Source organism: Actinoalloteichus hymeniacidonis (genome assembly GCF_014203365.1).
In the GTDB taxonomy this organism is placed as follows: Bacteria; Actinomycetota; Actinomycetes; order Mycobacteriales; family Pseudonocardiaceae; genus Actinoalloteichus_A; species Actinoalloteichus_A hymeniacidonis.
Window position 1 is genome coordinate 3,754,891 of record NZ_JACHIS010000001.1, and the last position, 14,716, is coordinate 3,769,606.

At 68.7% G+C, this 14,716-nt stretch carries 15 protein-coding genes; 7 read left to right on the forward strand and 8 right to left on the reverse strand.

The features are described from left to right. The first annotated feature begins 18 nt into the window (after nucleotides 1-18). The 4 genes from BKA25_RS15360 to BKA25_RS15375 all read left to right on the forward strand — a co-directional run bounded on the left by BKA25_RS15360 (nucleotide 19) and on the right by BKA25_RS15375 (nucleotide 3,818). Entirely contained in the window at nucleotides 19-1,293 is a 1,275-nt protein-coding gene (locus BKA25_RS15360; protein WP_084642906.1) for a lycopene cyclase family protein, read from the forward strand. Continuing rightward, nucleotides 1,290-3,086: a GGDEF domain-containing protein gene (locus tag BKA25_RS28430; protein WP_236750720.1), complete on the forward strand. Its 1,797-nt coding sequence runs from the start codon at nucleotides 1,290-1,292 to the stop codon at nucleotides 3,084-3,086. Before BKA25_RS15360 ends, BKA25_RS28430 begins: the two co-directional genes overlap by 4 nt. Nucleotides 3,087-3,233: 147 nt before the next feature. Then, nucleotides 3,234-3,473, forward strand: a complete 240-nt coding sequence (locus tag BKA25_RS15370) for a DUF397 domain-containing protein (RefSeq protein ID WP_236750719.1) — start codon at nucleotides 3,234-3,236, stop codon at nucleotides 3,471-3,473. 129 nt (nucleotides 3,474-3,602) lie between these two features. Further along, nucleotides 3,603-3,818, forward strand: coding sequence for a DUF397 domain-containing protein (locus BKA25_RS15375; protein WP_069848845.1), 216 nt, complete (start codon nucleotides 3,603-3,605; stop codon nucleotides 3,816-3,818). A gap of 84 nt (nucleotides 3,819-3,902) precedes the next feature. Here the strand turns inward: BKA25_RS15375 and BKA25_RS15380 are convergent, their stop codons facing one another. From BKA25_RS15380 to BKA25_RS15415, 8 genes are all read right to left on the reverse strand, one after another. Continuing rightward, complete coding sequence (locus tag BKA25_RS15380) at nucleotides 3,903-4,322, reverse strand: metal-sulfur cluster assembly factor (protein ID WP_084642904.1); 420 nt, start codon at nucleotides 4,320-4,322, stop codon at nucleotides 3,903-3,905. Continuing rightward, nucleotides 4,319-4,780 carry a Fe-S cluster assembly sulfur transfer protein SufU gene (gene sufU / locus BKA25_RS15385; protein WP_069848843.1) on the reverse strand — a complete coding sequence of 154 codons (462 nt, stop codon included), beginning with the start codon at nucleotides 4,778-4,780 and terminating at the stop codon, nucleotides 4,319-4,321. Before sufU ends, BKA25_RS15380 begins: the two co-directional genes overlap by 4 nt. 1 nt (nucleotide 4,781) lies before the next feature. After that, entirely contained in the window at nucleotides 4,782-6,092 is a 1,311-nt protein-coding gene (locus BKA25_RS15390; protein ID WP_069848841.1) for a cysteine desulfurase, read from the reverse strand. A 107-nt stretch (nucleotides 6,093-6,199) separates the two neighbouring features. Next, entirely contained in the window at nucleotides 6,200-6,970 is a 771-nt protein-coding gene (gene sufC / locus BKA25_RS15395) for a Fe-S cluster assembly ATPase SufC (protein WP_069848839.1), read from the reverse strand. Nucleotides 6,971-7,043: 73 nt separating this feature from the next. Beyond that, nucleotides 7,044-7,379, reverse strand: coding sequence for a non-heme iron oxygenase ferredoxin subunit (locus BKA25_RS15400; protein ID WP_236750718.1), 336 nt, complete (start codon nucleotides 7,377-7,379; stop codon nucleotides 7,044-7,046). After that, nucleotides 7,376-8,569 (reverse strand): Fe-S cluster assembly protein SufD, encoded by a 1,194-nt coding sequence (gene sufD, locus BKA25_RS15405; protein WP_084642902.1) that lies wholly within the window; start codon nucleotides 8,567-8,569, stop codon nucleotides 7,376-7,378. The genes BKA25_RS15400 and sufD overlap by 4 nt, the downstream gene beginning before the upstream one ends. Nucleotide 8,570: 1 nt before the next feature. Beyond that, entirely contained in the window at nucleotides 8,571-10,040 is a 1,470-nt protein-coding gene (gene sufB, locus BKA25_RS15410) for a Fe-S cluster assembly protein SufB (protein WP_069848835.1), read from the reverse strand. After that, nucleotides 10,037-10,762, reverse strand: a complete 726-nt coding sequence (locus BKA25_RS15415; RefSeq protein WP_236750949.1) for a helix-turn-helix transcriptional regulator — start codon at nucleotides 10,760-10,762, stop codon at nucleotides 10,037-10,039. Before BKA25_RS15415 ends, sufB begins: the two co-directional genes overlap by 4 nt. Nucleotides 10,763-11,184: 422 nt before the next feature. Between BKA25_RS15415 and mptB the strand changes: the two genes are divergently transcribed. The 3 genes from mptB to BKA25_RS15430 are packed head-to-tail and all read left to right on the forward strand — an operon-like array spanning nucleotide 11,185 to nucleotide 14,695. Next, nucleotides 11,185-12,936: a polyprenol phosphomannose-dependent alpha 1,6 mannosyltransferase MptB gene (gene mptB, locus BKA25_RS15420; protein ID WP_172803908.1), complete on the forward strand. Its 1,752-nt coding sequence runs from the start codon at nucleotides 11,185-11,187 to the stop codon at nucleotides 12,934-12,936. A gap of 32 nt (nucleotides 12,937-12,968) precedes the next feature. After that, nucleotides 12,969-13,901, forward strand: coding sequence for an ABC transporter ATP-binding protein (locus BKA25_RS15425; protein WP_069848833.1), 933 nt, complete (start codon nucleotides 12,969-12,971; stop codon nucleotides 13,899-13,901). Beyond that, a complete protein-coding gene (locus BKA25_RS15430; RefSeq protein WP_069848832.1) occupies nucleotides 13,898-14,695 on the forward strand; it encodes an ABC transporter permease in 798 nt (265 codons plus the stop codon). The genes BKA25_RS15425 and BKA25_RS15430 overlap by 4 nt, the downstream gene beginning before the upstream one ends. Nucleotides 14,696-14,716: the final 21 nt, after the last annotated feature.

A 14,716-nucleotide genomic window follows, 5' to 3' on the forward strand; every position in this document is an offset into this window, starting at 1 on the left:
CCTGGTAGTGATGGCGGAGTGGTCGACATCGTCATCGCGGGAGCCGGGCCTGCAGGCCGGGCTCTTGGCGCGGCCTGCGCGGATCTCGGGCTGTCGGTGACGCTGATCGATCCGGCTCCGCAGCGTCCTTGGCGGGCGACCTACGGACTGTGGCTCGACGAACTCCCCGGTCTGCCCGACAGGGTGATCGCCACCTGCGCGGAGACTGTGCTGGTCGTCACCGACTCCGGACAGCGGCGGCTGACCGACCGGAGTTACTGCGTGTTGGACAACGCGGCGTTGCGCGCGGAACTCGCCCGGCCCGACATCGTCCAGCACACCGGACGGGTGCGGGCGGTGGAGCACAGCGGATCCGGGTGCACCGTGCTGTTGGCCGACGGCCGGTCGATCGAAGCCGGGCTGTTCGTGGACGCCAGTGGCACCGGTCGGTGGCGGCGGGGAAGCTCGCCGGCTGTCGGTCACTGTAGCGAGGCTGCCGCCGGAACCCGCCTCGGCTCGGCCGGAACCGATCGATGCGGTGCGCGGCGACAATCCGCCGCGCAGACCGCATTCGGCGTCGTGCTGCCGTCCACAGCCGCTCGCCGCTATGTTGCCCCGGGCGAGGCGATTCTCATGGACTGGCGGCCGGTGGAACAGGTCGGGCGAACCCCGAGCTTCTGCTACGCGGTGCCGCTGGGCGACGATGAGGTTCTGATCGAGGAGACCTGTCTGGCGGGCCGACCGGCCCTGTCCTTCGGGGAGCTGCGCAACCGGTTGTCCCGGCGGATGGCAGGGCACGGCGTGGATCTCAGTGGTGTGCGGCGCAGGGAACGAGTCCGGATCGATCTCGACCGGCCAGCCGCGACGACCGCCCGAACCATGAGTTTCGGGGCCGCCGCCGGACTGGTCCATCCGGCGTCCGGATACGGGTTGGCGACCGCCCTGCGGCTGGTCCCGGCCATGGCCACGGCGCTGGCGGCAGGGGTTCGAAGCGGTCCGTCTGCGGTGACCAGGGCGGCCCGACACGTGCTTTGGCCACCCAAGGCACGCATGGTGCACGCGTTGCGGCGCTATGGTCTGGAGGTGCTGCTCACCCTGGACCGCGCCGAGTCGTCTGAGTTCTTCACGTCGTTCTTCCGGATTCCGACCGACGTGCGGACCTCTTATCTCTCCGATAGGGAGGATGTGCTGGGCACGGCCAAGGCGATGGTCGCGGTACTGGCGGGCTCGGGGCCGTCCTTGGCCCTGCGCATGACCACCGGCGGTCGGTTCGCGGCCACGGTACGTGCCAGCGATGGCAGACACCGACTGTGACGGAGCAGACAGACAAGGACGCGACCTCGGTCTCGTCTTCGATCTCGGACAGGGGGGAGCATGGTCAGGTGACCGCGCCGCCGCAGAATGTGCGCTTCGCCTTCCAGCCGCTGGTCAACCTCGCCACCGGCGGGATCGTCGCGCTCGAAGCAGTTCCCCGGCCGCATGGCGGTGAGATGCGTGAGCTGTTCCGCCAGGCGGTGCAGGCCCGCAAGCTCACCGAACTCGACGTCGAGTTGGCCATGGCCGCCGCATCGGAGGCGGCAGCGGGCGGAACCAGGTTGCCGCTGCACATCAACGTGCTGGCAGGCACGATCGCCTACGATATCGAGCGCTTCGAACTGCTCGACGCGGTCTTGGACGAAGCCGGGCGACCGCCGCATCAGGTGACCCTGGAGGTCGGTCCGCCGTTCTACCGCCTGGACCACGAGGCACTGCTCAACGGGTTAGGCGTGTTGCACGAGCGCGGCTACCGGCTGGGCCTCGACGGGCTCGGCGAGGGCGATGCACCCCTGCGGCTGGTGGCCTCCGGGCTGATCAACCTGCTCAAGCTCGACCAGACCCTGGCCACCCGGGCACATGCCGAACCGGCCACACTCGCGTTCATCGAGTCGATGGTGACCTTCGCCGACCACAGCGGGATGCAGCTGGCCGTCCACGGCGTCGACACCGAGGAACAACTCACCGCGCTGCGAGCAGCAGGCGTCGGTCTCGTCCAAGGCGATCTGATCGCGGCGCCGTCGCGCAGGCCGATGTCACAGGTGGCCGTGAGTTCGGTGCTCTCCGAACTGTCCCAGGTGCAGGCACCCCGGATCGCGGCGCGCTCGGCGGGTCCCCGCGTCACCGATTTCCTCCAGCCCGCCGTGCCGCTGCCGACCACCGCTACCGCCGACGAGGTGCGTGTCGTCTTCGCCGACCACCCCGACAGCACCAGCGTCGTGTTGCTCGACCGGACCGGGCGGCCGCACCGGTTGGTCGACCGCAATCGCTTCCTGCTCGCGGTGACGGGCCCGTACGGGCACGCCCTGCACGCCCGCCGCGAGGCGTTACGACTCGCCGAGGAACCGAAACTCGTCGGAACGCACAACACGGTGGTCGAGGCCCTGGACCTGGTCGCCGACTCCGGGCCGGATCAGATGTACGTAGACCTCGTCGTGGTCGATGAGGCCGGACGTTGTCTCGGCGTGGTGCGGGCCGGTGATCTGTTCCGGGGCGTGGCGGAGATGAAGGTGGAACAGGCCGCCACCCTGAACCCGCTCACCCGACTGCCCGGCACCGATTCGGTCGCCATGGAGATCGATCAACGGCTGGCCGACGGCGAGGCGTTCACCGTCAGCTGGCTGGACATCGACGGTTTCAAGGGCGTCAACGACACGGTCGGCTTCGCGGCGGGCGACGAGCTGATCCGGTCGTTGGGCAGGCATCTGACCGACCTTGCAGCGGGAATGCCCGGTGTCGTGGTCGGCCACGTCGGCGGCGACGATTTCCTGGTGGTCTGCGACCTCGACCAACTGATGCCGCTGGGAGCAGAACTGCTGGACGTAGAACGGGAGGCGGAGGGCCGACCGGTGACGGTGTCGCTGGCCTCATTGGTCTGCGCACCCGGCACCGTGCCGAGCCATCACGACGCCTCCCGTCGACTGTCGCCGTTGAAATCGAGGGCCAAGGCACTGCTCGGCACCAGCTGGGTCGTCGGCCGATCCACCTCCGACCAGGTCGACGAGCTGCGCGGCACTCCCCCACAGAGCCCATCGCAGTCCCAGATGCCGCCCCGCCGGCGAGCCACCGGCTGAGGGGCGGCCCGGTCTGCGGCGGGCCGGGCACCGGTTCGATCTGTCTTCGGCGAGACAGCGAAACCAAGCTTCCTTGACCCGGCGGACATTTGGATGGACTCCCCCGAGGGTCACAAGATCCAACCGACGCGAGTGTGAGGAGTAACCGTGCGAACCACATCGAACCCCACCGACAGCCGCGTGAACCCGACGTACTGGCGTAAATCCAGCCGTAGCGCCGACACCGGCGGTAACTGCGTCGAAGTCGGCTTGGACAACAACGAGATTCAGGCCATCCGGGACAGCAAGGCGCCCGAGGCCGGGGCGCTGTCCCTGACGCCCACCCAGTCCGGCGACTTCTTCGCCGCCGTCAAGGCCGGGCGCTTCGACAGACCTCGCCCAGTCTGAGACAGCAGTCCTTTAGACACCTCAGATAGCGGGTAGTAGAGAACTTGCAGCGTGTCGCGCTCGGTCCCACCCAGTCGCTGGCGCTGATCAAGTCGATGATCGCTGAGTAGGACTCATGGGAGGAACGTCATGGACACGTCGACTCGGGTGAGTGGTTGGCGGAAGTCCAGCCGTAGTGCGAACAATGGCACCTGCGTCGAGTTGGCCTGGGTGGGCGATGCCCAGGCCATCCGGGACAGCAAGGCGCCCGGGGCCGGGGCGCTGGCCCTGACGCCCTCGCAGTCCGCCGACTTCTTCACCTCCGTCAAGGCCGGGCGCTTCGACAGACCTCGCCGTGGGCGCTGATCCGAGTCAAGACCCACCTGCGGAACGACAACGCGGCCGGATCCCGATCGGGGTCCGGCCGCGTTGTGAAGTCCGTGGTCGTGCTCAGACGGTGAAGCCCAGCGCCCGCAACTGGTCGCGGCCGTCGTCGGTGATCTTCTCCGGGCCCCACGGCGGCATCCACACCCAGTTGATGCGGATGTCGCTCACCAGACCGCCGTCGGGGCCGCCGGTGAGTGCAGACCGGGTCTGGTCCTCGATGACGTCGGTCAGCGGACAGGCCGCCGAGGTCAGCGTCATGTCGATGGTCGCGATGTTGCTGTCGTCGACCGTCACCCCGTACACCAGACCGAGGTCGACGACGTTGATGCCGAGTTCGGGGTCGACCACGTCGCGCATGGCCTCCTCGATGTCCTCGATCTCCGGCTTGTCGGCGCGAGGGGCGGGCGGCTCGGGGAGTCCCTCGACACCGCGCTGCACCTGCTCGGCCCCGGGATCCGAATTCTGGTCTGCCACGCTGGTCATACTGTCCTCACCTCGTCGACGACGCGACTCACCGCGTCCTTGAACGCCATCCAACCCAGCAGCGCGCACTTCACCCGTGCCGGGTATCTCGCCACCCCGGCGAAGGCGATGCCGTCGCCGAGGACGTCCTCGTCCGGCTCCACCTTGCCCCGCCCCTGCATGAGCTCCAGGAACGCCTCCGAGACCGTCATGACCTCGGGCAGCGGTCGACCGACGACGAGATCGGTCAACACCGAGGTCGATGCCTGGCTGATGGAGCAGCCCTGCGACTCATAGGAGACGTCGACGACCGTGGCGGCCGAATCGTGCCCGGACAGGGCCACCCGCAGGGTCACCTCGTCACCACACATCGGATTAACCTGGTGTGATTCGGCGTCGAACGGTTCCCGCAGGCCGTGGCCGTGCGGATGCTTGTAGTGATCCAGGATGATCTCCTGGTACATCTGGTCCAGCTGCATGTCAGGCCACCCCCGCGGCCGAGGTCGCCCCATCCGAGTCGACGCCGAAGAATCGACGGCTCTCCCGGACGCCTGCCACCAACGCCTCGACGTCGGACAGGTCGTTGTACAGATAGAAGCTGGCCCGCATCGTCGCCTGGATGCCCAGCCGTCGATGCAGCGGCCAGGCACAGTGATGTCCGACCCGCACCGCGATGCCGAGGCTGTCCAACACCTGACCGGCGTCGTGCGGGTGGATGTCATCGATGACGAAGGACACCGCGCCGCCTCGCGCCACGGTGTCGGAGGGTCCCACGATCCGCACACCGGGCACCTCGGCGAGACCGGCCAGCGTGGCCTCGACGAGGGTCTTCTCGTGATCGGCGATGCGATCCATGCCGACCACCCGCAAATAGTCCACGGCCGCACCCAAGGCCACCGCCTGCGAGGTCATCGGCACACCCGCCTCGAAACGCTGCGGCGGGGCCGCGAAGCTGGAGGACTCCATCCGCACGATCTCGATCATCGAGCCGCCGGTCAGGAACGGGGGCAGCGCGGCCAGCAGCTCGCGCCTGCCGTAGAGCACCCCGACGCCGGACGGGCCCAACATCTTGTGCCCGCTGAACACCGCGAAGTCGACGTCCAACGCGTGCAGGTCGATGGCGGCATGCGGCACCGACTGGCACGCGTCCAGCACGGTCAGCGCGCCCACCCGCTTGGCCAGGGCCACCAACTCCGACACCGGATTGACCGTGCCGAGCACGTTGGACTGGTGGGTGAAGGCCACCACCTTGGTGTGCTCGGTGACCACCGAGTCGGCATCCGACAGGTCGAGCCTGCCCTCGTCGGTGACGCCGAACCACTTCAGCGTCGCGCCGGTCCTGGCGCACAGCTGCTGCCACGGCACGAGATTGGCGTGGTGTTCCATCTCGGTCACCACGATCTCGTCGCCGGGGCCGAGCCGGAAGCGCGCCGCCTCCGGGCCGGAGGTCGCCGCGTTGCCCATCGCATAGGCCACCAGGTTGACGCCCTCGGTGGCGTTCTTGGTGAACACCACCTCGTCGTCGTCGACGCCGATGAACGCGGCGATCCGCGCCCTGGCCGACTCGTAGGCGTCGGTGGCCTCCTCCATCAGCTGGTGCGCCCCGCGGTGCACCGCCGCGTTGGAGGTCTCCAGGAACGCCCGCTCGGCGTCGAGCACCTGACGGGGCCGCTGTGCGGTGGCGCCGGAGTCGAGATAGATCAGCGGCTTCCCGTCTCGCACCGTCCTGGCGAGGATCGGGAAGTCAGCCTTGATGCTTGCGATGTCCAGCGGTGTCGCCGTGGTCGCCATGGCCGCCGCCCCCTTCTTCAGTCACGATCCTCGCCTGCCTCGGATACCGGTCCTCGTCCGCCGCCGGGTGCGCGCACCCTGATCGGCGGACTGCCAGGACATCGGTATCAGACTGCGGCGGTCTCCTTGTTGCCGGTGAACCGCACGTAGCCGTCCCGCTCGAGCTGGTCGGCCAGCTCGGCGCCGCCGGACTCCACGATGCGGCCGCCCGCGAACACGTGGACGTGGTCCGGCGCGATGTGCTTGAGGATCCGGGTGTAGTGCGTGATCAGCAGCACGCCCTTGTCGCCGCCTGCGGTGTAGCGGTTGACGCCGTCGGAGACGACACGCAGGGCGTCGACGTCCAGACCGGAGTCGGTCTCGTCGAGGACCGCGAACTTCGGCTTCAACAGGTCGAGCTGCAGGATCTCGTGCCGCTTCTTCTCACCACCGGAGAAGCCCTCGTTGACGCTGCGCTCGGCGAAGGACGGCTCGATGTCGAGGTCCGTCATCGCCTGCTTGACCTCCTTGACCCAGTGGCGGATCTTGGGGGCCTCGCCACGGACCGCCGTGGCGGCCGAGCGCAGGAAGTTCGACATCGAGACGCCGGGGACCTCGACCGGGTACTGCATGGCCAGGAACAGGCCTGCGCGGGCCCGCTCGTCCACGGTCATCTCCAGCACCTCCTCGCCGTCCAGCAGCACCGAACCGGAGGTGACCTCGTACTTCGGGTGGCCTGCGATGGCGTAGGCGAGGGTGGACTTGCCGGAGCCGTTGGGCCCCATGATCGCGTGGGTCTCGCCGCCGCGCACCGTCAGGTCGACGCCCTTGAGGATCTCCTTGGGCGCGTCGTCGGTGGACACCGAGACGTGCAGATCCTTGATTTCCAGAGTGGCCATCGGTCTTCGTTCTCCTGATTTCGCTGGTAAGTCTGGGGAAGGCGCGGGTGGGCGTGGCGCGGACGCCGTCGCCTCAGCCCGCGATCCTGCGTGCCGGGTCGACACGGACCCAGCCCTGGCTGATCTCGGTCGCGAACACCGCCACCGGATCGGTGGCGGGCAGACCGGTCGGAGCCCCGGTGCGGAGGTCGAAGCACGAGCCGTGCAACCAGCACTCCAACATGAGCTTGCCGCCCTTGGTGACCAGGTCGCCCTCGGACAGGGCCACCTCGGCGTGCGAGCAGACATCGTGCAGCGCGTGGACGCCGTGGGCGTCGCGCACGAGGACGACGGAGACACCGTCGACATCGTGGCGAACGGGCTTCCCCTCGGGCAGCTCGTCGACCTCGCACACCGGGGTCATCGTCATGTGCCGACCGCCGCCAGCTCGGCCTCGATAGCGGCCTCGAGCCGCTCGCGGACCTCGGGCACCGCGATCTTCTGCAGGATCTCGCCGAAGAAGCCCCGGACCACGAGCCTGCGGGCCACCTCGACCGGGATTCCCCTGGCCTGGAGGTAGAAGAGCTGCTCGTCGTCGAACCGACCCGTGGCGCTGGCGTGTCCGGCACCCTGGATCTCCCCGGTCTCGATCTCCAGGTTCGGCACCGAGTCGGCACGCGCACCATCGGTGAGAATCAGGTTGCGGTTCAGCTCGAAGGTCTCGGTGGCCTCCGCGGCAGCCTGGATCAGCACGTCGCCGATCCACACCGTGTGGGCGCCCTCGCCCTGCAGCGCGCCCTTGTAGACCACGTTGCTCCGGCAGTTGGGCACGGAGTGGTCCACCAGCATCCGGTGTTCCAGGTGCTGGCCCGCGTCGGCGAAGTACAGCCCGAGCAGCTCGGCGTCGCCGCCCCTGTCGCGGTAGTTCACCGTCGAGGAGATCCGAACCAGGTCGCCGCCGAGGGTGACGGCGAAGTGGCGCAGGGTGGCGTCCCGACCGACCGAGGCGTGCTGGGCGCCGACATGGACGGCGTCGGTCGCCCAGTCGTGCAGGGTGATCACGGTCAGTCGGGCCGAGTCGCCCGCCACGATCTCCACGTTGTCGGCGACCGCGCCGGAGCCCCGGTAGTCCAGGACCACGGTGGCCTCGGCGAACGCCTCCGCCCGCAGGTGCAGGTGCCCGTAGGCCGACTTGTCCGCGCCCGGACCGGTCACCACGACCGAGATCGGGTCGGGCCGGGTGTCACCGGGGATGGTGACCACGGTGGCCTCGGTGAAACCGGACCAGGCGGCAGCGGCCACCCGGTCGGCGGGCACGCCGCCCTGACCGATCCTGGCGTCGGAACGGTCCACGGTCTCCACGGTCACGGGCGCCTCGGCGGTGACCTCCACGGTGAGGCTGCCGTCCACGGTCTTGGCGGCCTCGTGCAGGCCCGCCAGCCTCCGCAGCGGGGTGAAGCGCCAGTCCTCCTCGCGGCCGCCGGGAACCTCGAAGGCGGCCACGTCGTAGGAGGTGAAGCGTTCCCCTCGGGAGGACTGCGGGATCACCGGACCACCGTGCGAGTGGGCCTTGCCCGCAACGCCGGGTGTGACATCCGAGGTGTGAGTCGGTGTCGCCATCTCAGCCGACGGCCCCTTCCATCTGTAGCTCGATCAGGCGGTTGAGTTCCAGTGCGTACTCCATCGGGAGCTCGCGAGCGATGGGCTCGACGAAGCCGCGCACCACCATGGCCATCGCCTCGTCCTCGGTGAGGCCGCGCGACATCAGGTAGAAGAGCTGGTCGTCGCTGACCTTGGACACGGTCGCCTCGTGTCCCATCGCCACGTCGTCCTCGCGGACGTCCACGTAGGGATAGGTGTCGGAGCGGCTGATCGTGTCGACCAACAGCGCGTCGCACTTGACCGTGGACTTCGCGTGGTGCGAGCCCTTGTTCACCCGGACCAGTCCTCGGTAGGAGGCCCGGCCGCCGCCCCTGGCCACCGACTTGGAGACGATGGTCGAGGAGGTGTGCGGTGCGAGGTGCGTCATCTTGGCGCCGGTGTCCTGGTGCTGGCCCTCGCCCGCGAAGGCGATCGAGAGGACCTCGCCCTTGGCGTGCTCGCCCATCAGGTAGACCGACGGGTACTTCATCGTGACCTTGGAACCGATGTTGCCGTCGATCCACTCCATGGTCGCGCCCTCTTCGGCCTTGGCGCGCTTGGTGACCAGGTTGTAGACGTTGTTCGACCAGTTCTGGATGGTCGTGTAGCGGCACCGACCACCCTTCTTCACGATGATCTCCACCACGGCGGAGTGCAGCGAGTCGGAGCTGTAGATCGGTGCCGTGCAGCCCTCGACGTAGTGCACGTAGGCACCCTCGTCGACGATGATCAGCGTCCGCTCGAACTGGCCCATGTTCTCGGTGTTGATCCGGAAGTAGGCCTGCAGCGGGATGTCCACCTGCACGCCCTTGGGCACGTAGATGAAGGAGCCGCCGGACCAGACCGCCGCGTTCAGCGCGGAGAACTTGTTGTCGCCCGCCGGGATGACCGAGCCGAAGTACTCCTGGAAGAGCTCGGGGTGCTCCTTCAGACCGGTGTCGGTGTCCAGGAAGATGACGCCCTGCTCTTCGAGGTCCTCCCGGATCTTGTGGTAGACGACCTCGGACTCGTACTGAGCGGCGACACCGGCGACCAGGCGCTGCTTCTCCGCCTCGGGGATGCCCAGCCGGTCGTAGGTGTTCTTGATGTCCTCGGGCAGGTCCTCCCAGCTGGTGGCCTGCTTCTCCGTCGACCGGACGAAGTACTTGATCGCGTCGAAGTTGATGCCGGAGAGGTCGGCGCCCCAGTTCGGCATCGGCTTGCGCTCGAACAGGCTCAGACCCTTGAGGCGGGTCTGCAGCATCCAGTCGGGCTCGCTCTTCTTGCCCGAGATGTCTCGGACCACGTCCTCGTTCAGACCTCGGCGAGCACTGGTGCCCGCCGCGTCGGAGTCGGCCCAGCCGTACTCGTAGTTACCCAGCGTGGCGAGCGTCTCCTCCTGGGTCAGCGGCTGCTGGCCCTGGGTGGTCGACGCAGTGGTGGGTGTTCGCTGCTCGGCAGCGGCAGTCATGCGGGTTCCCCTCCATCCGGATTCGGGGCGGTCTGAACTGGTGTCGCGGTAGCGGGCACCAGACTGGTGGACGAACAGTCGGGGGATTCCGACTGCTCGATATCGGTGTGCTCCGGTGCCCGCTCGGCATGTGGGACGTGCGTGGTGCACGCCGCGTCGCCGCGAGCGATCGTGGCCAGTCGTTGCACGTGGGTGCCGAGGAGCTCGGCGAACAACGCCGTCTCGGCCTCGCAGAGTTGCGGGAACTCCGCAGCGACGTGCGCGACGGGACAGTGGTGTTGACAGAGTTGCTCTCCCGACCTGACCCGCCGGGTCGAGGAAGCGTAACCCTCGCTGGTGAGCGCCTCGGCGAGCACCTCGGCACGGGCTTCGGGCTCGGCGGCGGCGACAACGGCCCGATGGCGGACCACGAGGTCGGCGACCCGCTGCCTGGCGAAGGCCGTCACGGCGTGTTCGCCGACGTGCTCGGCCAGGAAACGCAGCGCGGAGACGGCCAGATCGTCGTAGGCATGGCCGAATCGGGCGCGACCGGCCTCGGTGAGCAGGTACAGCCGGGCGGGGCGGCCTCGCCCCCTCGGGCCCTTGGGGGCCTGCCTGGTGCTCGCCTGGCCGTCGGCGATCAGCGCGTCGAGGTGCCGTCGCACCGCAGCCTGGCCGAGACCCAATTCCTCGGCGATGACCGCGGCGGTGGCGGGGCCGTTCTCGAGGAGCAGCCTGGCCACGGCGTGCCTGGTGCGTCCCTCGGCGCCAGAGGTGCCGGTGGTCGAATCCGTCGGTGCGTCGGGCTCGCTCGACGCCGGAGTGGCCTCGGGCGTCGATTGCGCACGCGGAAGCACGCCGGGCACCACGGTAGGGTGCTCGGCGTCGTTCGCAGCCGCAGCCGACGGTCCGACGAATTCCACAACGCGAATGTTACCTAATTCGAGCGGGCGATCAACCGGCACGTCCGCCAGCGTGAGTGGCGTCACGGCGACAGCCCTTTCCCTCGGTGTCGACCATGATCACCTCGGCTGATCCTCATCGTGCCGCAGGCAGGCCCTCGCAGCATGAGCGACTCCAATGGGCGGCTTTGCCACCTTGCTCGACCGACTTGCGCGATCCGGCGTTCCGGAACTGTCGGTCACGGCTACCCTTCTGCCCCGTGATGTCGGGCGAGGCGATCGGTGGTCGGGCGATCAGCAAGCAGAGTGCACACGATGCGGAGCAGGTGGCCGACTCGTCGAACCCGCGCCGGACGATCTCGGCGGATTCCACCGACGAACGGTCGGAGAGCCAAACCGACGCGCAGTCCGGTGACCAGCCCGAAGCGCACGATGCACCCGAAGCAGGCGGTGGTCCGACCTCGGATCCGCCGGACGCGGAGAACGCCTCGAAGGCCGAGCGGGGCGCGGCGGCCACCCCACCGGCACCGCTGAACCCGGCCGAACGCCGAAGTCTCAACGTGGTTCGCCACTTCGGCACGGTGGCCGCGCTGTTGATGGCCGTCGGTGCACTGGGCGCGGGCGCGGCGCCGGTGATCAACCCGGTCTCCGGTGTCCGGTTCCTCGGCCTGCTGTCCCGGATGCCCACGGTCGCCCTGGCGATCACCTACACGGGCATGCTGATGCTGGTGGCCTCCTGGCTGTGGCTGGGCAGACTCGCCAGGCCCGGCCGGGAAAGATTGCTGTCCCGCAGCCAGATGGATCGCACGCTGGTGATGTGGACGCTGCCGTTCGTCGTCGCGCCGCCGATGTTCAGCCGCGATGTCTACAGCTACCTCGCGCAGAGCGAGATCGCGGCACGCGGGATGGACCCCTACGAACTCGGTCCGGCCACCGCATTGGGCGTTGACGACCCGCTGACCAGGGGTGTCACCAACATCTGGCGCGAGACCCCCGCGCCGTACCAACCGCTGTTCCTCTTCCTGTCCCGAGGCATCACCGCGATCGCCTCCGACAACGTCGTGGCGGGCATCCTGCTGCACCGCCTGCTCGCACTCCTGGGGTTCGCACTGATCGTCTGGGCCCTGCCCCGGCTGGCCCGTCGCTGCGGAGTGCAGCCGGTCTACGCGCTCTGGCTGGGCGCCGCCAACCCGCTGTTGCTCTTCCACCTCGTCAGCGGGATCCACAACGAAGCGCTCATGATCGGCCTGATGATGGCGGGCCTGGAGATCGCGCTCTCCCGATCGATCTGGATCGGCGCGATACTGATCTCGCTGGCGGCGATGATCAAGATTCCCGCCGTGCTCGCCCTGGGTTTCCTCGGGGCGATCGTCGCCCGCCGCAACGGCGGGCGGATACCCGATCTGCTGCGCATCGCGACCGGGTTCACCCTCGTGTTCGTGTTCGTGACCGTCGGGGTGTCGATGGGTAGCACCCTGGGCTTCGGCTGGATCGAGGCCCTGAGCGTGCCTGGATCGGTGCGCAGTTGGCTCTCCCCCGTGACCGCTGTCAGCCAGGCGAGCGCAGGTGTCGGCATCCTGCTCGGGGTCGGCGATCACACCGACGCGGTGATCTCACTGGCCCGGGTTCTGAGCTACAGCCTCGCCGCGACCATCTGCGCCCGACTGCTCTGGGCGGCGTTCCGGGGTCGGATCGAACCGCTGGTCGGTCTCGGTGCCGGTCTGGGCGCCGTCGTGTTGCTCGGCCCGGTGCTGCACCCCTGGTATCTGCTCTGGGCGGCGATCCCCCTGGCGGCCTCCAGCACCCGGCTGCGGTTCCGGCTCACCGCCACCGCGTACTCCGCGATCGTCGCGCTGTTGGTCTTTCCGACCGGCTCCGGTTTCGACAGCAGAACCTACGTGGTGGCACAGGCCTTGCTCGCGGCGCTGGCGATCTTCCTGCCTGCCATGTTCATGATGCGCAAGCGCATTCCGGCGGCCGAACCCCTGCTGCACCCGGCTGCACCACCCCACTGAGCTGGAGTTGCTCTCGGCTACCCTCCAGCTTCGTGACACCTCCCGCCGACCAGCCCGCCGTCGAGGTCGAGGACCTGGCAAAGCGGTTTCGCTCCACTGTCGCGGTCGATGGGCTGAGTCTGCGGCTGGACCGGGGCCGGGTATTGGCCCTTCTCGGTCCCAACGGGGCAGGCAAGACGACCACCGTCGAGATCTGCGAAGGATTCCAGCGACCCGATTCCGGCAAGGTCCGGGTGTTGGGACTCGATCCGATCGCCGACGCCGACCGGCTGCGGCCTCGGGTGGGAGTCATGCCGCAGGGCGGCGGGGCGTATCCGGGAGTACGCGCCGAGGAGATGCTGCGATTGGTCGCCTCCTGCGCGGCCAACCCGCTGGACGTCCGGTGGCTTCTGGAGACCCTCGGCCTCGATTCCGCCCGTCGCACCCCGTTCAAGCGGCTTTCGGGCGGGCAGCAACAGCGCTTGTCGTTGGCCTGCGCACTGGTCGGCAGGCCGGAGTTGGTGTTCCTCGACGAGCCCACCGCAGGGCTCGACCCGCAGAGCAGACACCTGGTCTGGGAACTGGTCGCCGCCTTACGAAACGACGGCGTGAGTGTCCTGCTCACCACGCACCTGATGGACGAGGCCGAGCGATTGGCCGATCAGGTGGTGATCGTCGACGGCGGCACCGTGGTCGCACAGGGCAGCCCGGCCGAGTTGACGAGCGAGGACGCCCACCGGCTTCGGTTCCGCTCCAGGGCGGGACTCGATCTGCGACTGCTGCTGGATGCGCTTCCCGACGGCTATTCGGCCAGCGAGATCGGTCTGGGCGAGTACGCGGTGTGCGGCGTTATCGACCCCCAAGTGGCCTCGACCGTCACCGCGTGGTGCGCCCGACACGAGGTGTTCGCCCAGGACATGCGGCTGGCCCGCCGCAGCCTGGAAGAGGTCTTCCTCGAATTGACCGGACGGGAACTTCGCTCGTGACCGAGCCCACCGCTGCCGCCACTCGGTTCCCACCGGGTGGGTTCCGCCCCGATCCCGGACGCGGACACCTCGGCAGGATGCTGCTGACCCAAGCTCGGACCGAGCTGATGCTGACCTTGCGGCACGGCGAGAATCTGCTGCTCACCATGCTGATCCCGCTGGCGCTGTTGATCGGGTTGAGCACCCTCGACGTGATCGAGATGGCAGAGCCTCGGGTGGACAACATCGCCCCGCGCATCCTGGCGCTGGCCGTGATGTCCACCGCATTCACCGGGCAGGCCATCGCCTTGGGTTTCGATCGTCGTTACGGCGTGCTCAAGCGCCTGGCCGCCACCGCCCTACCCCGCTGGACGCTGGTATGCGGGCGGGTGCTGGCGACCTTCGGCGTGGTCGGAGTCCAGCTGGTGGTGCTCGGCGGGGTGGCCCTGTTGCTCGGTTGGTCGCCCAACCTGGCGGGACTCGGGTATCTGGTGCTGTTCCTGGTGCTGGGCACCCTGGTGTTCGGGGCACTCGGCGTGCTGCTCGGCGGTTCACTACGCGCCGAGATCGTGCTGGCACTGGCCAACACCGTGTGGTTCGCCATGCTGCTGGCAGGCGGCGTGGTGGTCCCGCTGGACACGTTGCCCGACGGGCTCGCCGCCGTGGTCTCCTGGCTGCCCTCCGCAGCGTTCGCCGAGGGCATGGTCTCGGCGACGCTGAGCGGTTCGGGGGTCGGCTGGCAACCGATCGCGGTGCTGGTCGGATGGGGTGCCGCTGCGGGAGCGCTGGCGATCCGCACGACCCGGCTCACCTGATGGACCGGCCGTCACGGGGCG

Excerpts from the sequence above, each read along its gene's own strand:
- BKA25_RS15375 (WP_069848845.1), top strand. The coding sequence starts at position 3,603 with ATGGACACGTCGACTCGGGTGAGTGGTTGGCGGAAGTCCAGCCGTAGT.
- BKA25_RS15380 (WP_084642904.1), bottom strand. The coding sequence starts at position 4,322 with ATGACCAGCGTGGCAGACCAGAATTCGGATCCCGGGGCCGAGCAGGTG.
- sufU (WP_069848843.1), bottom strand. The coding sequence starts at position 4,780 with ATGCAGCTGGACCAGATGTACCAGGAGATCATCCTGGATCACTACAAG.
- BKA25_RS15390 (WP_069848841.1), bottom strand. The coding sequence starts at position 6,092 with ATGGCGACCACGGCGACACCGCTGGACATCGCAAGCATCAAGGCTGAC.
- sufC (WP_069848839.1), bottom strand. The coding sequence starts at position 6,970 with ATGGCCACTCTGGAAATCAAGGATCTGCACGTCTCGGTGTCCACCGAC.
- BKA25_RS15400 (WP_236750718.1), bottom strand. The coding sequence starts at position 7,379 with ATGACGATGACCCCGGTGTGCGAGGTCGACGAGCTGCCCGAGGGGAAG.
- sufD (WP_084642902.1), bottom strand. The coding sequence starts at position 8,569 with ATGGCGACACCGACTCACACCTCGGATGTCACACCCGGCGTTGCGGGC.
- sufB (WP_069848835.1), bottom strand. The coding sequence starts at position 10,040 with ATGACTGCCGCTGCCGAGCAGCGAACACCCACCACTGCGTCGACCACC.
- mptB (WP_172803908.1), top strand. The coding sequence starts at position 11,185 with ATGTCGGGCGAGGCGATCGGTGGTCGGGCGATCAGCAAGCAGAGTGCA.